At 70.3% G+C, this 21,247-nt stretch carries 17 protein-coding genes and 1 other RNA gene; 16 read left to right on the forward strand and 2 right to left on the reverse strand.

Annotation, left to right across the window (positions count from 1 at the left end; all coding sequences use genetic code 11):
- The first annotated feature begins 193 nt into the window (after positions 1-193).
- An RNA gene (gene ffs / locus NHL60_RS07350) (signal recognition particle sRNA small type) lies at positions 194-290 on the forward strand.
- 88 nt (positions 291-378) lie between these two features.
- On the opposite strand, the gene NHL60_RS07355 is transcribed toward ffs, so the two are convergent.
- Positions 379-1,347 (reverse strand): DNA-binding protein, encoded by a 969-nt coding sequence (locus NHL60_RS07355; protein ID WP_253450853.1) that lies wholly within the window; start codon positions 1,345-1,347, stop codon positions 379-381.
- A 221-nt stretch (positions 1,348-1,568) separates the two neighbouring features.
- Here NHL60_RS07355 and dnaX point away from each other — a divergent pair, with 221 nt between their 5' ends.
- The 6 genes from dnaX (at position 1,569) to NHL60_RS07385 (ending at position 6,456) form a co-directional block, all read left to right on the forward strand.
- Positions 1,569-3,503, forward strand: a complete 1,935-nt coding sequence (gene dnaX, locus NHL60_RS07360; protein ID WP_253450856.1) for a DNA polymerase III subunit gamma/tau — start codon at positions 1,569-1,571, stop codon at positions 3,501-3,503.
- Between the two features lie 86 nt (positions 3,504-3,589).
- Entirely contained in the window at positions 3,590-3,916 is a 327-nt protein-coding gene (locus NHL60_RS07365; protein ID WP_253450859.1) for a YbaB/EbfC family nucleoid-associated protein, read from the forward strand.
- 2 nt (positions 3,917-3,918) lie between these two features.
- Positions 3,919-4,524, forward strand: a complete 606-nt coding sequence (gene recR, locus NHL60_RS07370; protein WP_253450861.1) for a recombination mediator RecR — start codon at positions 3,919-3,921, stop codon at positions 4,522-4,524.
- 50 nt (positions 4,525-4,574) lie between these two features.
- A complete protein-coding gene (gene rnd / locus NHL60_RS07375) occupies positions 4,575-5,702 on the forward strand; it encodes a ribonuclease D (protein ID WP_253450863.1) in 1,128 nt (375 codons plus the stop codon).
- Positions 5,699-6,010: a YcgL domain-containing protein gene (locus NHL60_RS07380; RefSeq protein WP_253450865.1), complete on the forward strand. Its 312-nt coding sequence runs from the start codon at positions 5,699-5,701 to the stop codon at positions 6,008-6,010. Before rnd ends, NHL60_RS07380 begins: the two co-directional genes overlap by 4 nt.
- Positions 6,010-6,456, forward strand: coding sequence for a YcgN family cysteine cluster protein (locus NHL60_RS07385; protein WP_253450867.1), 447 nt, complete (start codon positions 6,010-6,012; stop codon positions 6,454-6,456). Before NHL60_RS07380 ends, NHL60_RS07385 begins: the two co-directional genes overlap by 1 nt.
- 22 nt (positions 6,457-6,478) lie before the next feature.
- Here the strand turns inward: NHL60_RS07385 and NHL60_RS07390 are convergent, their stop codons facing one another.
- Entirely contained in the window at positions 6,479-8,566 is a 2,088-nt protein-coding gene (locus NHL60_RS07390) for a S9 family peptidase (protein ID WP_253450869.1), read from the reverse strand.
- 45 nt (positions 8,567-8,611) lie between these two features.
- On the opposite strand from NHL60_RS07390, the gene NHL60_RS07395 reads away from it, so the two are divergent.
- The 9 genes from NHL60_RS07395 to NHL60_RS07435 all read left to right on the forward strand — a co-directional run bounded on the left by NHL60_RS07395 (position 8,612) and on the right by NHL60_RS07435 (position 21,228).
- Positions 8,612-9,040: a hypothetical protein gene (locus NHL60_RS07395; RefSeq protein ID WP_253450871.1), complete on the forward strand. Its 429-nt coding sequence runs from the start codon at positions 8,612-8,614 to the stop codon at positions 9,038-9,040.
- Between the two features lie 32 nt (positions 9,041-9,072).
- Positions 9,073-10,683: a vWA domain-containing protein gene (locus NHL60_RS07400; RefSeq protein ID WP_253450873.1), complete on the forward strand. Its 1,611-nt coding sequence runs from the start codon at positions 9,073-9,075 to the stop codon at positions 10,681-10,683.
- The gene (locus NHL60_RS07405) at positions 10,676-11,473 is read left to right on the forward strand and encodes a class II glutamine amidotransferase (protein ID WP_253450876.1); all 798 of its coding nucleotides are present in this window, start codon (positions 10,676-10,678) and stop codon (positions 11,471-11,473) included. Before NHL60_RS07400 ends, NHL60_RS07405 begins: the two co-directional genes overlap by 8 nt.
- Positions 11,474-11,655: 182 nt before the next feature.
- A complete protein-coding gene (locus tag NHL60_RS07410; protein ID WP_253450878.1) occupies positions 11,656-13,338 on the forward strand; it encodes an AMP-binding protein in 1,683 nt (560 codons plus the stop codon).
- Positions 13,339-13,492: 154 nt separating this feature from the next.
- Positions 13,493-17,539, forward strand: a complete 4,047-nt coding sequence (hrpA, locus tag NHL60_RS07415) for an ATP-dependent RNA helicase HrpA (RefSeq protein ID WP_253450881.1) — start codon at positions 13,493-13,495, stop codon at positions 17,537-17,539.
- A 68-nt stretch (positions 17,540-17,607) separates the two neighbouring features.
- Positions 17,608-18,720: a beta-ketoacyl-ACP synthase III gene (locus tag NHL60_RS07420; RefSeq protein WP_253450884.1), complete on the forward strand. Its 1,113-nt coding sequence runs from the start codon at positions 17,608-17,610 to the stop codon at positions 18,718-18,720.
- Positions 18,721-18,754: 34 nt separating this feature from the next.
- Positions 18,755-19,534: a VacJ family lipoprotein gene (locus NHL60_RS07425; RefSeq protein ID WP_253450887.1), complete on the forward strand. Its 780-nt coding sequence runs from the start codon at positions 18,755-18,757 to the stop codon at positions 19,532-19,534.
- A gap of 10 nt (positions 19,535-19,544) precedes the next feature.
- Complete coding sequence (locus tag NHL60_RS07430) at positions 19,545-20,732, forward strand: PP2C family protein-serine/threonine phosphatase (RefSeq protein ID WP_253450890.1); 1,188 nt, start codon at positions 19,545-19,547, stop codon at positions 20,730-20,732.
- Entirely contained in the window at positions 20,719-21,228 is a 510-nt protein-coding gene (locus NHL60_RS07435; protein WP_253450893.1) for an STAS domain-containing protein, read from the forward strand. The genes NHL60_RS07430 and NHL60_RS07435 overlap by 14 nt, the downstream gene beginning before the upstream one ends.
- Positions 21,229-21,247: the final 19 nt, after the last annotated feature.

Below are 21,247 nucleotides of genomic sequence, written 5' to 3' on the forward strand. Positions count from 1 at the left end.
CGATGTGGCGTGATGGATGAGTCTGCATTGACGTTCAATCCACGATACAGCAACGCCGGGCCCGTAGCATCCTGCCGCCGTCGGGCGATGCCCCTTGCCGGCCGGCTCCGGCGTTGATATAGTGCTCACGCACTCGGCAAGTCATTGATCGCTCGCCGGGTTTGACGCCCAGCGCGTCATGTCGTGGTGGCCCCGTCGGTCCTCCCGCAACGCTAAACCGCAAACCCCGCCAGGCCCGGAAGGGAGCAACGGTAGTGGTGGACGCGTGTGCCGGGATGTGGCTGTCGGGGCCGCCTCCATTTGCGGCCTGCCTTTTTCGCTCTACCTTTCCTCTGCCTTCCTCCCGCTGCCCCGGGGCAGCGGGTTTTCGCGCTGGAGCTAGTCTCGTTCCTGCTCGCCCTGAGGGCGCATGCTGCGCTGACGCTGCTGTACCTGCAGGGCATCCATCCGTGACTTGAGCGCCGCCTGAGTGGCCTGCAGCGCCTCGGCGCGGATCTCCGCCTTGGAGGCGCGCTGGGAGGCCTCCTGGGCCTGCTTCTGGGCTTCCTGGCGGGCGCGCTCGGCGGCATCCAGCCGCTCCTTGTGTTCGGCTCGCAGCTCCGCGACCTCCTGCCGCTGGCGGGCGCGTTCGGCCTGCAGTTCCTTCTGCAGCGCGGCCTGCTGCTCGGCCTTCTCGCGCACCTGCGCCAGGGCGCTGTCGCGCTGGGTCTCGGCCACCGCCTGGCTGCGCTCCGCCTTGACGCGTTCGGCCTCGGCTCCCCGGGCCTGGCGCTCGGCGGCCGCCCTGGCCTGGGCCGCCTCCTCGAGCTGTTCGCGCAGCATCTCCACCTGCTGGCGGGCCTGCAGCAGGGCCTCCCGGTGTTCCCGGGACTCCCGCTGCTCGCTCTCCAGGCGTTCGCGCAGCTGGTTCAGTTCGCCCTGCAGCTGGTCCCGGTGGCTGCGGGCCTCCTCGGCGGCCTTCTCGGCGGCTTCCAGTCGAGCCGCCTGCTCGAGCACCCGCTGCTCCAGGGCCTCGCCCAGCTCCGCCAGGGAGGCGGCATCGGCGCGGGCCTCCTCGGCCAGCTGCTGTCCCCGGGCCAGGGCGCTGTCGGCATGCTGGGCAAGCTCGCGCTCCAGGGCCTCGATCAGCGCCCCGGGCAGGCGTGGGGCAGGCAGCGGCGCCGGCTCTCGGGCGGCACGCCAGGCGCTGAGATGGCGCTGGATGCGGTTGGGGGAGCCGGCCCCCAGGTGCTCGCAGACCCGCGGTAGGGTGGGCTCGGCTCCGCGCCCCTCGAGGTTCTCGGCGGCGGCGGCGACCTGTTCGAAGGTGATCTCCGCCGGAGGCGGCGCAGTGGGGTGTCGGCTCATTCGGATATCGTCCCTGGCTGGCATGGCACTTGGATGGGTGCGAGCCTAACATAGCCGTCGGACGGGAGTGAGCCACCCGGCGCTTTTCCGGGCCGTCACCGCCTTGCTTTCCGCCGCGGGCCCCAATCGCTAGAATGAGGGGTTCTGTCGGCCGTGCGCCGATTCAATTCCGGGCGCCGGCACCGCGCCGACATCCGACCAACGCAAGGACTCCGCGCTGCATGAGCTATCAGGTTCTGGCCCGCAAGTGGCGGCCGCGTACCTTCCATGAGCTGGTGGGCCAGGAGCACGTTCAGCGTGCCCTGGTCAACGCCCTGGACCAGGGGCGCCTGCACCACGCCTACCTGTTTACCGGCACCCGCGGGGTCGGCAAGACCACCTTGGCGCGAATTCTCGCCAAGTGCCTCAACTGCACCGCCGGGGGGCAGGGCGACGAAGGGGTGACCTCCACGCCCTGCGGCCAGTGCCCCAGCTGCGTGGCCATCGACGAGGGGCGCTTCGTCGACCTGATCGAGGTGGACGCCGCCTCGCGCACCAAGGTGGAGGACACCCGCGAGCTGCTCGACAACGTGCAGTACGCGCCGACCCAGGGGCGCTACAAGGTCTACCTCATCGACGAGGTGCACATGCTCTCCACCAGCAGCTTCAATGCGCTGCTCAAGACCCTGGAAGAGCCGCCGCCCCACGTGAAGTTTCTGCTCGCCACCACCGATCCGCAGAAGCTGCCGGCCACGGTGCTGTCGCGCTGCCTGCAGTTTACCCTCAAGCACATGCCCCCGGAGCGTATCGTCGAGCACCTCGCCAAGGTGCTGGGCGCCGAGGGGGTGCCCTTCGAGGAGAGTGCACTCTGGCTGCTGGGGCGTGCCGCCGAGGGCTCCATGCGCGACGCCATGAGCCTCACCGACCAGGCCATCGCCTTCGGCCAGGGGCGGGTCGAGCATGGCGACGTCGCCGCCATGCTCGGTACCCTGGACCAGCGCCAGGTGCTCTCCCTGGTGGAGGCCCTGGCCGAGGTGGACGCCGCCCGGGTGCTGGCCGAGGTGGCCGCCCTGGCCGAGCGAGGCCCCGACTTCGGCGGCGTGCTCGACGAGCTCACCGGGGTGCTGCACCGCCTGGCCATCGCCCAGATGGTGCCGGATGCCCTGGATAACGGCCACGGCGACCGCGACGCTCTGCTGGCGCTCGCCGGCCGCCTCACCGCCGAGGACGTCCAGCTCTACTACCAGATCGGCATCCAGGGGCGCAGCGACATGGAGCACGCCCCGGACCTGCGCACCGCCCTGGAGATGACTCTGCTGCGCATGCTGGCCTTCCGCCCCCAGGGGGTGCCGGCACCGGCGAAGACGCCGTTGCCGCTGCGCGGGGCGGGGGAGGGTGGTGCCGGGCCAGGGGCCGGCACGGTCGCTCCGCCTGCGGCGCCGTCCGCTCCCGCCCAGGCGAGCGGACGGCCCGAGGTCGAGAGGCAAGCGCCCGCCGTCGAGCCCCCCGCCGCTGCCCGATCGCCTGAGCCGCCGCCCCCGGCGGCGCCGGTTTCCCCTGCCGCTGCCGAGGCGCCGCCGCTGCCCCAGGAGCCGCCGCCACCCTGGGAGGAGGCCGCCCCGGCGCCCTCTGTCCATGCCCCCAAGGGCGCACCTGCGCCCGAGCCGTTTCAAGAAGCAGGGCCGGCAGCGGAGTCTTCGGCGGAGCCGCCGCCTGAGCCTGCCCAGGCCGAGCCGTCGCCTGAAACGCCTTCCGAGCCCGGCATGGCCGGCCTCTTCGGCCACGCCGACTGGCTCGCCTGCTTCGAGTCCCTGGGGCTCGGCGGCCTGACCCGCAACCTGGCGGCCAACTGCGTGGTGGAGCACGATGATGGTCAGGTGCTCCGGCTGCGCCTGGACCCGGCGCTCTCCGCCATGCGGGCCGAGATCCATATCGAACGCACTCGGCAGGCCCTGGCCGAGCACGGCGTGGTGCGGCGCCTGGTGGTCGAGGAGGGGCCGCTGCCCGAGCGGGTCGAGACGCCCCGCCAGCAGGCCGAACGCCTGGCCGCCGAGCGCCACGCCGAGGCGGTGGCGGCGCTCAGGCGCGACCCCAACGTGCAGAAGCTCGAACAGGCCTTCGGGGCACGGCTGATCGAATCCACGGTGAAGCCCGCCGAGACCGGGGCCGGCTCCTGACCGGCCCTGCGTTCGGTCTACCGAACCGGGAGCTCACCGCGACGTCATACTCAGGACTTATCACATCACCATAGAGAGGACTCACCATGTTCAAGGGTGGAATGGGCAACATCATGAAGCAGGCCCAGGAGATGCAGGAGAAGATGCAGCGCGTCCAGGAGGAGATCGCCCGCGCCGAGGTGCAGGGCGAGGCGGGCGCGGGCATGGTCAAGGTGACCATGAACGGCCGTCATGACGTCAGCAAGGTCGATATCGACCCGAGCGTCATGGAGGAGGACAAGGAGCTGCTCGAGGATCTGCTGGCCGCGGCGGTCAATGACGCCGTGCGCAAGGTGGAGGCCAACTCCAAGGCGAGGATGGAAGAGGTGACCTCGGGCATGAATCTGCCGCCGGGCTTCAAGATGCCGTTCTGACGATGAGTTTTTCCCCCCTCGTCGAGAAGTTGATAACGTCGCTGCGGGTGCTGCCCGGCGTCGGGCCCAAGACCGCCCAGCGCATGGCCATGCACCTGCTCGAGCGCGACCGCGACGGCGGCCGGCGCCTGGCCGCGGTGCTCGATGAGGCGCTGGAGCGGGTAGGCTACTGCCGGCGCTGCCGCACCCTCACCGAGGAGGAGGTCTGTGCGCTGTGCGAGAGCGCGCGGCGCGACGACACCCTGCTCTGCGTGGTGGAGTCCCCCGCCGACCAGCTCGCCATCGAGGAGGCCGGCGGCTACCGCGGGCGCTACTTCGTGCTCCACGGCCACCTCTCGCCGCTGGATGGCATCGGCCCGGAGGACATCGGCCTCGACCAGCTGGAGGCGCGAGTGGCCGAGGGAGGCATCGAGGAGGTGATCCTCGCCACCAATCCCACGGTGGAGGGGGAGGCCACCGCCCACTATATCGCCGCCCAGCTCTCGCCCCACGGCGTGGGGCTGTCGCGGCTCGCCTACGGCGTGCCCATGGGCGGCGAACTCGAATACGTGGACGGCGGCACCCTGAGCCGCGCCTTCAACGGCCGCCTGCCCTTCCGGGGCGACTGAGCCTCGGCCACTTCCCCTTTCCCGACGACCCTTCATTTGCCGGAACCCCAATGCCCCTGAATCCCGAGATACGCTGGATCGATACCCCCGAGGCCCTGGATGCCGCCTGCGCCGAGGTGGCCCAGGCGGAGGTCATTGCGCTGGACACCGAGTTCTTCCGTGAGAACACCTTCCTTCCGGTCCCGGCCCTGATCCAGTTCTCCGCCGGCGGCCCGGCCTGGCTGGTCGACCCCCAGGCGGTGGCCTGCACCGACGCCTTCCGGCGGCTGCTCGCCGAGGGGCCGCTGAAGCTTTTGCACGCCGCCAGTGAGGACCTGGAGGTGTTTGCCGCCTGGGCCGGCGTGGTGCCCAGCCCCCTGGTCGATACCCAGCTGGCCCAGGGCCTGCTCGGCGAGACCCCCTCCATGGGCTACCAGAAGCTCGTCGAGCACTGGACCGGCCACACCCTGCCCAAGGACGAGACCCGCTCCGACTGGCTGGTGCGCCCGCTCAGCGAGGCCCAGCAGACCTATGCGGCCCTGGACGTCATCTACCTGGTGGAGGTGTGGCAGCAGCAGCGTGAGGCCCTGGCGCGCCTGGATCGCCTGGCCTGGCTCCAGGCGGACTGTGCCGAGGTGGTGGCCCAGGCCGGCCGCAACGGTGAGGACGACGCCCAGTGGTACCTGCGTCAGCGCCAGCTGTGGCGGCTTACCCCGCGGCAGATCGAGGCCTACCGCCGTCTTACCACCTGGCGGGAGGGCGAGACCCGGGCGCGCAACCTGCCCCGGGGCTGGCTGGTCCACGACCGGGTGCTCTACGCCATCGCCGAGGCGATGCCGGAGAACCGCTTCGAGCTCTCCCGGGTGGAGGAGGTCAAGCCGAGCCTGATCAAGCGCGACGGCGACACCCTGCTGGCCCTGGTGGCCGAGGCGCGCCACCTGGACGAGGATGCGCTGCCCCCGGCGCTGCCGTCTCCCATGGCGCCGGAGTTCAAGCGCGTGCTCAAGGCCCTCAAGAAGGTGGTCAACGCCGAGGCCGAGACCCTGGGGCTGGCCCCGGAGGTGCTGCTGCGCCGCCGCGACCTGGAGGCGCTGGTGACCGCCCACCTGGATGATGAACCGCTGCCCTTGCCCACCGGCTGGCGCGGCGAGCGACTGAATGCGGGCCTGGTCAAGGCCCTGGAGGAGTGCCCCCGATGAGCGATGACCGGATGCGCGGTAACAAGCTGCTGTGCGAAGTGTTCAAGAGCCCCCGCAAGGAGGAGATGTACCTCTACGTGGACAAGCGCGAGGGACTCGCCCGGGTGCCGGAGGTGCTGCTCGAGCGCTTCGGCAAGCCGGTCTCGACCATGACCCTGATCCTCTCCGCCGAGAAGCGCCTGGGTCGCGCCGAGGCCGGCGACGTCATGGCCGCGATCCGCGAGAAGGGGTTCTACCTGCAGATGCCCCCGGCCAAGGAGGAGTACCTCCTCGACCTCTACCGCACCCCCACCGAGGCGCGCTATTGATGCGTGAACGCTTCTGGGAGCAGTACCCCCTGGAGGAGCTGACCGCCGAGGAGTGGGAGGCGCTCTGCGACGGCTGCGGCCAGTGCTGCCTGCTCAAGTTCCAGGACGAGGAGAGTGGCGAGCTGGCGGTGCTCAACCTGGCCTGCGAGCTGCTCGACGTTCACAGCTGCCGCTGCAGCGACTACGAGCACCGCCTCGAGCGGGTGCCGGAGTGCACCCGGCTGACGCCCGAGCGTGTGGGGGAGTTCCGCTGGCTGCCTCACTCCTGCGCCTACCGCCGGGTGGCCGAAGGGCGCAAGCTGGCCCGCTGGCACCCGCTGCTCTCCGGGGACCCGGAGAGGGTCCACCGCAAGGGGATCAGCGTGCGCAGCTTTGCGGTCACCAGCCGCGGGGTCCCCGAGGAGCAGTACGAGGACCATATCATCGCGGTGATTCCCATCGATTGACGGCCCTTGCGGGTGGTAAGGGCTACGCCTCGCGGTTTTCCACCCCCAGCGCCCAGAGGATAAAGGCGTCCTGGCGGGCGCCGTCGTGCCAGGCCTTGAAGCGTCCCGAGGCGCCGCCGTGGCCGGCGGCCATGTCGGTGCGCAGCAGCAGCGGTCCCCGGGCCGTGCCGAGCTCGCTCAGCCGGGCATAGAGCTTGGCCGGCTCCCAGTAGGGCACTCGGGTGTCGTGCCAGCTGCCCTGCAGGAAGAGGGTCGGGTAGGGGGCCTTCGCCAGGTTGTCCAGCGGCGAGTAGGCGCGGATGCGCTTGCGGGCGTCGGGCTCGTCGGGATTGCCCCACTCGGTGTATTCGGCGGTGGTCAGCGGCAGGTCGGGGTTCTCCATGGTGCGCAGCACGTCCACGAAGGGGACGTCGAGCACCGCGGCGCAGAAGGCCTCCGGGTCCAGATTGAGGCTGGCGCCCACCAGCAGCCCGCCGGCGCTGGCGCCGTAGGCGGCGATGCGCTCGCCGTCGCTGATGCCGTGCTCCACCAGACACTCCCGGGCGGCCAGGAAGTCGCGGAAGCTGTTGGCCTTGTGCTCGAGCTTGCCGGCCAGGTACCAGGGCTCGCCGCGGTCGCCGCCGCCGCGCACGTGGGCCACGGCGAAGGCCGCGCCCCGGGCCAGCAGCTCCAGGCGCGCCACCGAGAACCAGGGGTCGAGCACCTCGCCATAGGCCCCATAGCCGTAGAGCAGGGTGGGCAGGGGATGGCCGACGAGATCGGCTCGCATCACGACCGAGACCGGGATGCGCTCGCCGTCGTGGGCGGTGGCCCAGAGCCGCTCGCAGGCGAGCTGTTCGGGCCTGAGGTCGCCATGGATCGGCTGCTGCTTGATCAGGGTGCGCTCGCCGCTGTCCAAGTCGTGTTCGATCCAGCTCACCGGCAGCACGAAGGACTCCTCCCGCAGCCGCAGGCACCGGGCATCGAAGTGGGGAGCGTCGCCCAGGGCGAGGCTGCAGGGGGTCTCCGGCAGCGGCAGGCGCTCGTCCCGGGTGACGCTATGCTCGGCATCGAACTCCAGCACCCGCAGCCGCACCTGGGCCTCGTCATGGTCGCGCTCGGTGAGCACCAGCCCCCAGGCGAAGGCGTCGACCCCCTCCAGGGTATCGTTGTCCCGGTGGGGCACCAGTGGCTGCCAGGCGTCGGCATCCGCGGCCCGATCAAGTCGTGCCTCCTCGATCACGTCGAGGCAAAAGTGGGTCGCGCCGCGGTTGTGGAGCAGGTAGAAGTGGCCGGGGCGATGGTCCAGGGAGAGCTCCACGCCGCTCTCCCGGGGACGGAAGCAGCGGGGCGGCGTGGCCGGAGCCCGAGCCGGGATCAGGTGGCACTCGCTGGTGTCCTTGGAGGCGCTCTCCAGCACCAGCCACTCCCGGGAGCGGGTCTTGCCCAGCCCCAGCCAGAACTCCGGGTCCTCCTCCCGCAGCACCAGGTCGGGCTCCCCGGCCACGCCCTCGGCCAGGGGCAGGCGCCAGACGCTCTCGGGGCGCTGGGTGGCGTCGTAGCGGGTGAAGAGCAGGGTGGCGTTGTCCTCGGCCCAGGTCAGTTCCGGGCCGATGCCCTCGAGCAGCCGCACCGCCTTGCCGTCGGGCAGCGCCTTGAGGAAGAGGTCGAACTGCTCGTCGCCGCTGGTGTCCTCGGTCCAGGCCAGCCAGCGCTCGTCAGGCGAGAGCGCCATGTCGCCGAGCTCCAGGAAGTCGTGGTCGGCGGCGCGGGCCTCCAGGTCGAGGAAGGGAGCGGCACGGTCCGGCTTGCCGTTGGGGTGGCGCCACCAGACCGGATAGTCCGCCTCGGCGGCGGTCTCGCTCCAGTAGGTGTAGTGGTCCAGGGGCGTGCGCAGGCCGTGCACGGCCAGCTCGCGGCGTGCCAGGTGGCCGTGGTAGAGCCGCTCGACCAGCCCCTCCAGGGGGGTGAACCACCGGTCGAACTCGGCGTTGGCGGCCTCCAGAAAGGCGGTGACCTCGGGGTCGTCGCGGTTCTCGAGCCAGTGCCACTCGGGATCATCGGCGCGGCGGAAGCGGTTGACCGGTGGGGCGTCGGGCTGCTCGGGAGTGCGGGGCGGCTGTGCTTTCATGGCGCGGGATGTACCATACTCCAGATTGTGAAATGAGAGGTGGCAATGCCAATTACCGAATCGATGACCCTACTATGGCTGGTCTACGGCTTCCTGTCGCTGGTGGTGCTGCTTACCGGCTACCTGGGACTGGCCTTCCTGCCGCGACTGCTGCGGCTCACCCTGACCTGGCTGGTGGCCGGCGTGATGTGGACGCCGACCCGCTTCCAGATGCCGCTGCTGGAGGAGGGGGAATTCTACACCGGCCTGGCGCCGGCGGTGGTGGTGGCGCTGGTGGGCTTTCTCGAGCGCAGCAGCGAGGTGATGATGCCGGCCCTGCTGCTGACCCTGGTCGGGGCCGTGGCGGGGGTGGCCTTCGGGCTGCTGCTCTGGTGGCGCGGCCGCCACGATGACGACTATGTCGACATGGATGACCCTGAGGATGACGTGGCGCCGCGGCGTGGCGCCGAGCGTCGGGAGCCGGTAATCGGCTGATTCAGAAGCCGGCAATCGGCTAAGGAGCCGCAATGGCCTGGTGGCGAAGCAAGGGGCAGGAAGGCGGCCCGCCGGGCCGTCCTGGAGCGTGGCTGGGACTGCTGCTGCCGGCCCTCGCCCTGGCCCAGCCCCACCCCCCTGCGGCCTCGCCCGAGGTGCGGGTGATCGTCGATGTCTCCGGCAGCATGCGCAGCAACGACCCGGAGCAGCTCGCCGCCAGCGCCGTGGAGCTGCTTGCCGCGCTACTGCCCGACGGGGTGACGGCGGGGGTCTGGACCTTCGGTGAAACGGTGGCGGCGCCCCTGTCCCTGGCCGAGGTCGACGACGCCTGGCGCGAACAGGCCATGGCGCTGCGCCCGGCCCTGGTGGAGTACCAGCCCTTCACCGACATCGAGGCGGCGGTGGCCGCCGCCGCCGAGCCGTCGGCCGTCGGCGAGCCTCACCTGCTGCTGCTCACCGACGGCGTCGTCGACCTCCCTCCCGCCCGAGGCCCCAAGCCTGCCATCGATGACGCCTCCCGCCGCCGCCTGCTCGAGGCGCTGGCCCCCGACCTCGCCCGCCAGGGGGTGGTGGCCCACGCCATCGCCTTCTCCGAGGAGGCTGACCTGGCGCTGGTGGCCCAGCTTTCCCGGCTGACCGGTGGCCTGCCGCTCCAGGTGGCATCGCCGGAGCAACTGCCGGGCGCCTTTCTGGATATCGTCGAACGGATCTTTCCCACCGACCAGATCCCGCTGGTCGACGGCCGCTTCCTGATCGAGGCCGGCGTCGAGTCCTTCTCGGCCCTGCTGTTTCCGGGGGAGGGCGGCGAGCCGCTGGCCCTGGTGGCCCCTGATGGCACCCGCTACGCGCCGGACAGTCCGCCTGCCGGCGCTCGCTGGCAGGTGGAGTCCCTGTTCAGCCTGCTGCGGGTGGCCGAACCCGCCCGGGGCGAATGGCGCCTGGAGGGAGCGCTGGGGGCGCAGAGCCGTATCGGCGTGCAGGGCGCCGTCGGCCTGCATGTCGGCCCCCTGCCCGCGACCCTCTACCCCGAGGTGGGGGTGCCCCTGGAGGCCTGGCTGGTGCGGGGCGGGGAGCCCTGGGAGGGGGCACCGGAGGATCTTGCCATCGATGCGACCCTGCTGGACGACGCGGGGCGTGTGCTGGCCGAAGCTCCCCTGCAGAGGGACGGCGAGCGCTTTGTCGGGGAGCTGGTGCCTCCGGCATGGCTCGGGCCGGCCCGCCTGCGCCTGCGCGCCGAGGGTGAGGGCATCCTTCGCCAGCGGCTCCAGGCCGTCAGCGTACAGCCGCTGCTGGGGCTGCTGCCGGAGGCCGAGGAGGGCGCCGGGGCGGTGGCGCCCGGTCGGCCGAAGGGGGAGCGCTTTCACGAGGACCTGGCCACCGGCCGCGACGGCGGGGAGCTTGTCGACAGCCCCGCCGACCGCTTTATCGATTTCATTCACGACCTGCCGTCCCGCGCCGCGGCCCTGGGGCGGGAGGCGCTGCCCTGGCTGGAGCAGCGCCGCCGGGCGCTGGTCGCCTCGCCCGGCCAGCAGGCGGTGGCCGGCGGGCTGGCCATACTGCTGCTGGTAGCGCTGATGCTGCTGCGCCGGACGCTACGACGGCAGCGGCGGCGGGTCGTTCACCGGGAGGATCCCCATGTGTGAACTGCTGGGCATGAGCGCCAACGTGCCGACGGATATCTGCTTCAGCTTTACCGGCTTTCTCCACCGCGGCGGTGGCACCGGCCCCCACCGCGACGGCTGGGGCATCGCCTTCTACGAGGAGGGGGGCTATCGCGACTTCCGTGACCCCCACCCCTCGGTGCACTCGCCCATCGCCCGTCTGATCACCGACTACCCCATCAAGTCGAATATCGTCATCAGCCATATTCGCCAGGCCAACGTGGGCCAGGTGCGCCTGGCCAATACCCACCCCTTCGTGCGCGAGATGTGGGGGCGGCCCTGGTGCTATGCCCACAACGGCCAGCTCGCGGGGTGGCAGACGCTGCCGCTCAGCTTCTATCGCCCGGTGGGGGATACCGACAGCGAGCACGCCTTCTGCTGGCTGCTTGGCGAGCTGCGCGGCCGCTTTCCCGAGCGCCCGGCCAGCGACGCCGAGCGCCAGGGGATGTGGCGGCTGCTGCACCAGCTCTGCGAGCGGCTGCGCGGCCTCGGGGTCTTCAACCTGCTGCTGGCCGATGGCGACTACCTCTACACCTTCTGCTCCACCAAGCTGGCCCATATCACGCGCCGGGCCCCCTTCGGCCGGGCGAGCCTGTCGGACGCCGAGCTCACGGTGAACTTCGCCGAGCACACCACCTCCGACGATATCGTCTCGGTCATCGCCACCGAGCCCCTCACCGACAACGAGGCCTGGGAGCGCATGGCACCCGGGGAGCTGCTGGTGTGGCGCGACGGCAGGATCCTGGCGCGCTACGGCCGCTGCCCTGCGTGAAAGGAGCCGGCTCGCAGGGGGAGGCCGAATAGGGCAGGCTGGCGAGCAGAGGCTGGGGTGCGTTCAGGCGCAAACGATAGTTTCAATCGATCGTTTTACAGCCTGGGCCGGTCGGTTTAAGGTAGGACCCCGGGAAAACAACAAGCGCCGATGGCAGATCGGCAACGTCGTGGAGATACGTCATGAGTGAGCACGCCAACGCCCCGGTTCTTTCAGGTCCCGAGCTCACGGGGCTGGACGAGTACCAGTCGGTTACCGATGTCTTTCACAAGGCGGTCAAGCGCTACGCCGACCGGCCGGCCTTCAGCTGCATGGGGCAGACGCTGAGCTTTGCCGACCTGGACCGCCTCTCCGGTGATTTCGCGGCCTGGCTGCAGCACGAGACCACCCTGCAGCCGGGCGACCGCATCGCCATCCAGCTGCCCAACGTGCTGCAGTTTCCGGTGGCGGTATTTGGCGCCATGCGCGCTGGCCTGGTGGTGGTCAACACCAACCCGCTCTACACCGAGCGGGAGATGGCCCACCAGTTCAAGGACTCCGGCGCCAAGGCGATCGTGATCCTGGCCAACATGGCCGACAAGCTGGAGAAGATCCTCGATCGCACCGATATCCAGCACCTGGTGGTGACGGAGCTTGCCGACCTGCACGGCTTCCCCAAGCGCCAGCTGATCAACCTGGTGGTCAAGCACGTCAAGAAGATGGTGCCCGCCTACCGGCTGCCCGGTCATACGCCGTTCCGCCAGGCGCTCAAGGAGGGGGCCGCCCGCCAGCACAGCGACGTGTGGCGCGGGCTGGACGACATCGCCGCCCTGCAGTACACCGGCGGCACCACGGGCCTGGCCAAGGGGACCATGCTCACCCATCGCAACCTGGTCGCCAACATGCTCCAGGCCGGTGAGGCAATCGGCAAGGGGCTCAACAACGGCGAGGAGGTGGTGATCGCGCCGCTGCCGGTCTACCACATCTACACCTTCACGGTGAACTGCCTGTTCCTGATGGAGACCGGCAACCACTCCATCCTGATCACCAACCCCCGGGACCTGCCCAACTTCGTCAAAGAGCTCAAGGGGCTCCAGTTCACCGCCTTTATCGGGCTCAATACCCTGTTCAACGCCCTCTGCAACCGCGAGGATTTCCGCGCCCTGGACTTCTCGAAGCTGCACCTGACCATCTCCGGGGGCATGGCGCTCACCAAGGCGGCGGCAGAGCGCTGGAAGGAGGTCACCGGCTGCGACATCGCCGAGGGCTACGGTCTTACCGAGACCTCGCCGGTGGTCAGCTTCAACCCGGTGGACGCCATCCAGCTCGGCACCATCGGCATGCCCGTGGCCGGCACCCGGGTCAAGGTGGTGGACGGCGATGGCAACGACCTGCCCTACGGCGAGCCGGGTGAGCTCTGCGTCCAGGGCCCCCAGGTGATGAAGGGCTACTGGAACCGCGATGACGAGACCATCAAGGTGATCGACGACGACGGCTGGTTCCATACCGGCGATATCGCCGTGCTCCAGGAGGATGGCTATATCCGCATCGTCGACCGCAAGAAGGACATGATTCTGGTCTCCGGCTTCAACGTCTATCCCAACGAGGTGGAGGATGTCGTCGCCACCCACCCAGGCGTGCTGGAGTCCGCCGCGGTCGGCGTGGAGGACGAGAACAGCGGCGAGGCGATCAAGCTCTTTGTGGTGCCCCGTGGCGACGACCTGGATCCCGAGGAGCTGCGCGCCTGGTGCAAGAAGGAGCTGACCGGCTACAAGGTGCCCAAGTACGTGGAGCTGCGCGACGAGCTCCCGAAAACCAACGTGGGCAAGGTGCTGCGTCGCCAGCTGCGCGACGAGGAGCGCGAGAAGGCCAAGGCCGACGCCTGACCCGGCGATAGCCGCATTCTCTTTGGGTCATAGCCAGCCTCAATGGCCCGGATTAGGCGCCGCCCCCGGGGCGGCGGTACAATGAGCTGCCCGCACCGATTCCGGTGCGGGCAGTTTTCCGTCTCTTGCCCCTTCCCTCTCTACCGGAGCCGCCGTGTCCCACGCGATCCCCGACGCTGTCCCCGCCCATGCTCGAACCGACTCCCAGCGCCTGAGCGCCCTGCGCCAGGGGCTGGACGGCGTGCTGCTGCGCGACCGGCCGGCCCTGGAGAAGCGCCTCGGGGGCCTCGCCCGGCGGCTGAAGGAGGGCAAGCCGGTGGATCGCGGCCTGGGTGAGGTGGAGCAGGCCGTCGCGCGCTCCCGGGAGGCGGTGGCGCGCCGCGCGGCCCGCCCGGTGACCCTCAACTATCCCCCCGAGCTGCCCGTGGTGGAGCGCCGGGAGGATATCCTCGCGGCCCTGCGCGACCACCAGGTGGTGGTGGTGGCCGGCGAGACCGGCTCCGGCAAGACTACCCAGCTGCCCAAGCTCTGCCTGGAGCTGGGGCTGGGGCGCCGCGGGCTGATCGGCCATACCCAGCCGCGGCGGCTGGCGGCGCGCTCCGTGGCCGCGCGGCTGGCCGAGGAGCTCCAGACGCCGCTTGGGGAGCAGGTGGGCTATCAGGTGCGCTTCACCGACCAGAGCAGCGACGAGACCCTGGTCAAGCTGATGACCGACGGCATCCTGCTGGCCGAGACCCGCCACGACCCCGAGCTGCGGCGCTACGAGGCGATCATCATCGACGAGGCCCACGAGCGCAGCCTCAACATCGACTTCCTGCTCGGCTACCTGAAGCGGCTGCTGCCGCGGCGCCCCGACCTCAAGGTGATCATCACCTCGGCCACCATCGATGTGGAGCGCTTCGCCGCCCACTTCGCCCGGCCCGCCGCCGGCGGCGACGAGGCCAGGCCGGCCCCGGTGGTGGAGGTCTCTGGGCGCACCTATCCGGTGGAGGTGCACTACCGCCCCCTGGTGCGCGACGCCGAGGACGAGGAGGATCGCACCCTTCAGGAGGGGATTCTCCACGCCGTGGAGGAGATCGAGCAGATCGAGCGCGCCAAGGGCTGGCGCCACGGCCCCCGGGATATCCTGGTCTTCCTGCCCGGGGAGCGGGAGATTCGCGAGACCGCCGACACCCTGCGTCGGGCCGACCTGCGCGGCACCGAGATCCTGCCCCTCTACGCCCGGCTCTCCAACGCCGAGCAGAACCGGGTCTTCGCCCCCCACCGGGGGCGGCGCATCGTGCTGGCCACCAACGTGGCCGAGACCTCGCTCACCGTGCCCGGCATCCGCTACGTGATCGACCCGGGCCTGGTGCGCATCAGCCGCTACAGCTACCGGACCAAGATCCAACGCCTGCCGGTGGAGGCGGTGAGCCAGGCCAGCGCCAACCAGCGCATGGGGCGCTGCGGCCGGGTGGCCGAGGGGGTCTGCATCCGCCTCTACGACGAGGAGGGCTTCCTCGCCCGGCCGGCCTTCACCGACCCCGAGATCCGCCGCACCAACCTCGCCTCGGTGATCCTCTCCATGCTGTCGCTCAGGCTCGGCGACATCGAGGCCTTCCCCTTCGTGGATCCGCCGGACTCGCGCTTTATCACCGACGGCTTCAAGCTGCTCTTCGAGCTGGGGGCGGTGGACGAGGCCCAGCGGCTCACTCCCGTGGGACGCAAGCTGGCCCGGCTGCCCATCGACCCGCGCCTGGCGCGCATGGTGCTGGCCGGCGCCGAGCAGGGCGGGCTTCGCGAGGTGCTGATCGTGGTGGCGGGCCTCGCCGTCCAGGACCCCCGGGAGCGCCCGGCGGAGAAGCGCCAGGCCGCCGACCAGGCCCACCGCCGCTGGCAGGACCCCGACTCCGATTTCCTGGCGCTGCTCAACCTCTGGGACGGTGTCGAGGCGGCCCGGGAGGCGCTCTCCGGCAACCAGCTTCGCCGCTGGTGCAAGGAGCACTACATCAACTACCTGCGCATGCGGGAGTGGCACGATACCTTCCGCCAGCTGCGCCAGCTGCTGCGCGACATGCAGGTCGAGGTGCCGCCGCCGGCGCCCTGGCCGTCTCCCGAGGCGGGTAGCGCCGAGGAGGGCGATGCCGAGACGGCGCGCAAGGAGGCCCGTCGCCGCCAGGCGGCCACCCTGCACCGGGCGCTCTTGCCCGGGCTGCTCTCCCACCTGGGGCTTCTCACCGAGAATCGCGAGTACCTGGGGGCGCGCAACCGCAAGTTCGTGATCCACCCGGGTTCGGGACTCGCCAAGAAGTCGCCCAAGTGGCTGATGGCCTTCGAGCTGGTGGAGACGACGAAGCTCTTCGCCCGCACCGTGGCGAAGATCGATCCCCAGTGGATCGAGCCCATGGCGGAACACCTGGTCAAGCGCAGCTATGCCGAGCCCCACTGGGAGATGAAGCGCGCCCAGGTGGTCGCCAAGGAGCAGGTGACCCTCTTCGGCCTGCCCATCGTGACGGGGCGGCGAGTGCACTATGGCCCCATCGCGCCCGCCGAGGCCCGCGAGCTCTTTATCCGCCGCGCCCTGGTGGAGGGGGAGTTCCGTACCCGGGGCGACTTCTTCGCCCATAACCGGGCGCTGGTCGAGGAGGTCGAGGACCTGGAGGACCGCGCCCGGCGCCGGGATATCCTGGTGGACGAGGAGACCCTCTTCGCCTTCTACGACGAGCGCCTCCCCGAGGGCATCCACAACGGCAAGGGGTTCGAGGCGTGGCGCAAGAGCGCCGAGGCCGAGAATCCCGCTATTCTCAAGTTCGACCGCGCCGCCCTGCTGGCCCGGGAGGCCAGTGAGGTCACCGAGGCGGACTACCCGGACGAGCTGGTGCTCGGCGGCGTGCGCTATCCGCTCGCCTACCACTTCGAGCCCGGCGCCGAGGATGACGGCGTCACCCTCACCGTGCCCGCCGCCATGCTGCCCCAGCTGCCGGCGGCGCGCCTGGAGTGGCTGGTGCCGGGGCTTCTGCGCGAGAAGTGCATCGCCCTGATGAAGTCGCTGCCCAAGGCGATCCGTCGTCAAGTCGTGCCGATCCCCGACTGGGTGGATGCGGCCCTGGAGACGATCGTCCCCGACGATATCCCCCTCACCGAGGCCCTGGGCGAGTTCCTGCGCCGCCGCACCGGGGTGCGCGTGCACCCCGACGACTGGCAGCGGGACCAGCTCGAGCCCCACCTGGTGATGAACCTCAGGGTGGTGGACCACGAGGGGAGGATGATCGGCCAGGGGCGTGATGTCCGCGAACTGGAGCGGCGCTTCGAGAAGGCGGCGGGGCAGGGGGCCCGAGCCCTGGCCGCCGAGGCGCGGCTGGAGGCGCCGGTGGCGGGGCTACCCGAGGAGGGGCTGCCCGAGTCCCGGGTGACCAGCCAGGCGGGCATCCGCGTCGAGGCCTTCCCGGCCCTGGTGCCCGAGGGCAATGCCTTCCGGGTGGAGCTCTTCGACCATCCGGACAAGGCCCGGGAGGCCCACCGGGATGGCGTGGTAAGCCTGGCCATGCGCCGGCTGCCGGACCAGGTGCGCGCCATCGAGCGCCTGGGGGGGCTCAACACCTGTGCGCTGCTCTTCGCCAAGGTGGGCAGCAAGCGCCAGCTGATCGACGACGTGGTGCGGGCGGTCTTCCTCCAGGTGGCGGCGGTGGACCCGCTGCCCCGCTCCGCCGCCGAGCTGGAGGCGCGCCTGGCCGAGACCGGCGCCGCCCTGGTGCCCCGGGCCGAAGCCCTGGTCGTGACCCTGGAGGCCGCGCTCAAGGGCCACCTGGCGATCACCAAGGCGTTGAAGGGCAACCTGAACCTGGCCCTGGCCCTGGTATACAGTGACCTCAAGGCCCAGATGGCACGTCTGGTGCATCCCGGCTTCGTCAGCGAGGCGGGGGAGTGGCTGGAGGAGTATCCTCGCTACATGGAGGCGGCCCTGATCCGCCTGGAGAAGGCCCCCCGGGAGCGCCTGCGCGACCAGATGCATATGCAGGAGGTCCAGGCCCTGGAGGCCAGGCTGGCGGCCCGCCTCGAGAGCGAGCGCCGCGGCGGCATGGCCCCGCCGGCGCTGGAAGCCTTCCGCTGGTGGATCGAGGAGCTGCGCGTCTCGCTCTTCGCCCAGCAGCTGGGCACCAAATTTGCGGTCTCCGCCAAGCGCCTCGAGAGGCGCTGGGCGGAGATCACCGGGCGCCCCTGAGCGCCCCGAACAGCAAGCGGTCGCCGCGGCGGCCAGGGCGGCCCGGACGCCGCGAAAGGGAGATACCGATGACCAACGTCGTGATTACCGGCACAGGACTCTTCACGCCGGAGCACACCATCGACAACGATGCTCTGGTGGCCTCGTTCAATGCCTGGGTGGATACCGAGAACGCGCGCCGCGCCGAGGCCGGCATCGAGGCGCGCCTGGCGCACTCCAGCAGCGAGTTCATCGTCAAGGCCTCGGGCATCCACAGCCGCCACGTGCTCGATGCCGAGGGCATCCTCGACCCTGAGCGCATGCGGCCCCGGCTGCGCGAGCGGAGCAACGACGAGCCCTCCATCCAGTGCGAGATGGGCGCCGTGGCCGCCCGCCAGGCCCTGGAGGCCGCCGGGGTGGCGGCCGCCGATATCGACCTGGTGATCGTCGGCTGCTCCAACCTGGAGCGCCCCTACCCGGCGGTGGCGGTGGAGCTGCAGGCGGAGCTGGGCGCCGGCGGCTACGCCTTCGACATGAACGTGGCCTGCAGCTCGGCCACCTTCGCCATCGAGACCGCCGCCAACGCCATCCGCTCCGGCAGCGCGCGGCGGGCGCTGGTGGTCAACCCCGAGATCTGCTCGGCCCACCTCAACTTCCGCGACCGGGACAGCCACTTCATCTTCGGCGACGCCTGCACCGCCGTGGTGCTGGAGCGCGACGACCTGGCCACCAGCGAGGCGCGCTTCGAGATCCTCGGCACCCGCCTGGTGACCCGCTTCTCCAATGCCATCCGCAACAACGCGGGTTTCCTCAATCGGGTCACCGACGCCGATCCCCAGGCCCTGGACAAGCTCTTCGTCCAGGAGGGGCGCCGGGTCTTCAAGGAGGTGTGCCCCCTGGTGGCGGCACTGATCGGGGAGCATCTGCAGGCGCTGGGCTTCGCCGGCGACGATCTGGCGCGGATGTGGCTGCATCAGGCCAACCGCCACATGAACGACCTGATCGCGCGGCGGGTGCTGGGCCGCGACCCCAGCGAGCAGGAGGCGCCGATCATCCTCGACCGCTATGCCAACACCAGCTCGGCGGGCTCCATCATCGCCTTCCACCTGCACCGCGACGACCTGGCCGTCGGGGCCCTGGGGGTGATCTGCTCCTTCGGGGCGGGCTACAGCGCCGGCAGCGTGGTGGTGAAGCGTGTCTGAGCACCAGCCCACCGAGTGCACGGAGGAAGGGACCATGCAGCAAGCGAAGGGAACTCGTGCCGGCGTCCGGGGGGCCGGGCTCGCGGCCCTGATGGCGGCAGCGCTGCTGGCGGGCTGCGCCAGCACCTCCGCCATCGAGGAGCGCCACCCCGATGACCCCTGGGAGGGCTTCAACCGCCAGGTGTTCGCCTTCAACGACGCCGTGGATCGCGCCGTGCTCAAGCCGGTGGCCCGGGGCTATCGGACGGTGACGCCCCAGCCGGTGCAGACCGGGGTCGGCAACTTCTTCTCCAACCTGGGGGAGCCGCGCACGGCGCTCAATAGCCTGCTGCAGGGCAAGCCGGGCAATGCCGGCATCGCCCTGTCACGCTTCGCGATCAACACCACCATCGGCATCGGCGGGCTCTGGGATTTCGCCACCCATATGGAGATCACCGGCCGGGACGAGGACTTCGGCCAGACCCTGGCGGTCTGGGGCTGGGAGGAGTCGCGCTACCTGGTGCTGCCCTTCCTGGGACCGAGCACACTGCGCGATACCAGCGGCCTGCCGGTCGATGCCGAGACCTACCCGCTCTACTACTTTGGCGACGTCGAGCTGGAGGTGGCGCTGACGGCCCTGAGGATCGTGGATATGCGTGCCGGCCTGCTCGATCAGGAGGCGCTGATCACCGGCGATCGCTACAGCTTCATCCGCGATGCCTGGCTGCAGCGTCGCCGCTTCGAGATCAGCGACGGCGAGATGGGCGACGACCCCTTCGCCATGGATGATTTCGACTTCGATGATGCCGACTTCGACGACGCCTTCTCTGACTGAGGCCAGTGCCATGGACAGTCCCAAGCAGCTGATCGGTGTGATTGACGAGCCGGGCCCGGCCCGCAATGCCCTGGCCGAGACCATCGCCAGGGACGGCCTGGCGGTGATCGCCGTCGACACCCCCGAGGCCCTGCCGGCGGAGGTCTCGCTGGTGGTGGCCCATGTCCGGGCGGTGCCCGGCGAGCAGTGGGCGGCGCTCTGCGAGCGGCTGCCGACCCTGGTGGTCAGCGACAGCCGTGCCGCCCCGGGGCTGCTGGAGGCGGTGGATGCCGGCCTGGTCGACTACATCGTCGAGCCCCTGCGCCATGGCCAGCTGCTGCGGCGCATGATCCGCAAGGTGATCAAGCTGCGTCAGCTGGAGGAGGCGCGCCGTCAGGATCAGGAGCGCCTGGAGGAGCTCAACGAGAGCCTGGAGACCCACCTGGCCATGCTGCGCCTGGACCAGCAGGCCGGCGGTCAGATCCAGCGCAAGCTGCTGCCGGCGCGGCCCCAGACCTCCGGGGGCGTCAGCTGCGACTACTGGTTCGCCCCCTGGCTCTACCTCTCCGGCGACTTTCTGGACTTCCAGCGCCTCGACGAGCGCCACCTGCTGTTCTACTTTGCCGATGTCTCCGGCCACGGGGCCTCCTCGGCCTTCGTCACCGTGCTGCTGAAGTACCTCACCAATCGCTGGCAGGGGGAGTGGGACGGCAGCGCCCCGGAGGCGCTGCCGCCGCGCTGGCTGGCGGACCTCAACCGCGAGCTGCTCGACACCGGCATCGGCAAGCATGCGACCCTCTTCGTCGGGGTCATTGACCTGGAGCGTCGCTATCTGCACTATTCGCTGGGCGCACAGCTGCCCATGCCGCTGCTGGTGGCCGACGGGGAGGTCACGCCTCTCGCCGGCCAGGGCATGCCGGTGGGGCTGTTTCCCGGGGCGGAGTACCCCTCCCTGGGCTGCTTCCTGCCCGAGAACTTCCGCCTCTGGCTGTGTTCGGATGGAGTATTGGAGTGCCTGCCGGGCGATACGCTCGACATGCGGCTCAGGGAACTCGAGCGGCGGGTCCTGGCCAGCGAGACGCTGGAGGACCTGCGGGCCAGCCTGGCCCTTGGCCAGCTGGCCAGTGGGGACGAGGCTGGCTCCGACGCGGGCATCGAGGCGCTGCCCGACGACCTGACCATCATGCTGTTGAGTGGATTTGGCAATGTTGATTCATGAAGGACGCATCAAGGCGGCATTCGAGGCGGGCGTCTTCGTCCTCAAGCTCTGTGGCGATGTGCGTCTCACCCTCTGTGCGACCCTGGATCGTCAGGCCCAGCAGCTGGCCGAGACCCCCGGGCTTGCCAGCCTGATCATCGATCTTCGCGACGCCACCAACGTCGACTCCACGGCGCTTGGCTTTCTGGCCAAGGTCGCCATGGCGGTAGAGGGGCGCCTGCCCGAACGTCCTACCATCGTGGCCGACAGCCCCGACATTCGCCAGATGCTCGACGTCATGGGATTCGCCCGCTTCTTCACCCTGGTGGAGGCGCCCATTACCGAGGTCTGCGAGCTCTGCGACCTGCCCGAGATTCCCTGTGACGTAGAGGAGACGCGCCAGCGCATCCTCGAGGCTCATCGTATCCTGATGCGGATGAACGAGCACAACCGGGAGGAGTTCCAGCCCCTGGTGGAGATGCTCGAGGGCCAGGAGGCCGTTCCCCACCAGCAGTGATTCGAGTTCCCCTGGGGCC

It is taken from the genome of Halomonas sp. Y3, from assembly GCF_024137965.1.
Lineage (GTDB): Bacteria > Pseudomonadota > Gammaproteobacteria > Pseudomonadales > Halomonadaceae > Halomonas > Halomonas mongoliensis.

Bases quoted from the DNA above. Each gene is read 5' to 3' on its own strand.
- NHL60_RS07355 (WP_253450853.1), bottom strand. From the start codon at position 1,347: ATGAGCCGACACCCCACTGCGCCGCCTCCGGCGGAGATCACCTTCGAA.
- NHL60_RS07380 (WP_253450865.1), top strand. From the start codon at position 5,699: ATGAGCGATGACCGGATGCGCGGTAACAAGCTGCTGTGCGAAGTGTTC.
- NHL60_RS07410 (WP_253450878.1), top strand. From the start codon at position 11,656: ATGAGTGAGCACGCCAACGCCCCGGTTCTTTCAGGTCCCGAGCTCACG.
- dnaX (WP_253450856.1), top strand. From the start codon at position 1,569: ATGAGCTATCAGGTTCTGGCCCGCAAGTGGCGGCCGCGTACCTTCCAT.
- NHL60_RS07385 (WP_253450867.1), top strand. From the start codon at position 6,010: ATGCGTGAACGCTTCTGGGAGCAGTACCCCCTGGAGGAGCTGACCGCC.
- NHL60_RS07425 (WP_253450887.1), top strand. From the start codon at position 18,755: ATGCAGCAAGCGAAGGGAACTCGTGCCGGCGTCCGGGGGGCCGGGCTC.
- rnd (WP_253450863.1), top strand. From the start codon at position 4,575: ATGCCCCTGAATCCCGAGATACGCTGGATCGATACCCCCGAGGCCCTG.
- NHL60_RS07420 (WP_253450884.1), top strand. From the start codon at position 17,608: ATGACCAACGTCGTGATTACCGGCACAGGACTCTTCACGCCGGAGCAC.
- NHL60_RS07395 (WP_253450871.1), top strand. From the start codon at position 8,612: ATGCCAATTACCGAATCGATGACCCTACTATGGCTGGTCTACGGCTTC.
- NHL60_RS07430 (WP_253450890.1), top strand. From the start codon at position 19,545: ATGGACAGTCCCAAGCAGCTGATCGGTGTGATTGACGAGCCGGGCCCG.
- NHL60_RS07405 (WP_253450876.1), top strand. From the start codon at position 10,676: ATGTGTGAACTGCTGGGCATGAGCGCCAACGTGCCGACGGATATCTGC.
- NHL60_RS07390 (WP_253450869.1), bottom strand. From the start codon at position 8,566: ATGAAAGCACAGCCGCCCCGCACTCCCGAGCAGCCCGACGCCCCACCG.
- NHL60_RS07365 (WP_253450859.1), top strand. From the start codon at position 3,590: ATGTTCAAGGGTGGAATGGGCAACATCATGAAGCAGGCCCAGGAGATG.
- NHL60_RS07400 (WP_253450873.1), top strand. From the start codon at position 9,073: ATGGCCTGGTGGCGAAGCAAGGGGCAGGAAGGCGGCCCGCCGGGCCGT.
- recR (WP_253450861.1), top strand. From the start codon at position 3,919: ATGAGTTTTTCCCCCCTCGTCGAGAAGTTGATAACGTCGCTGCGGGTG.
- NHL60_RS07435 (WP_253450893.1), top strand. From the start codon at position 20,719: ATGTTGATTCATGAAGGACGCATCAAGGCGGCATTCGAGGCGGGCGTC.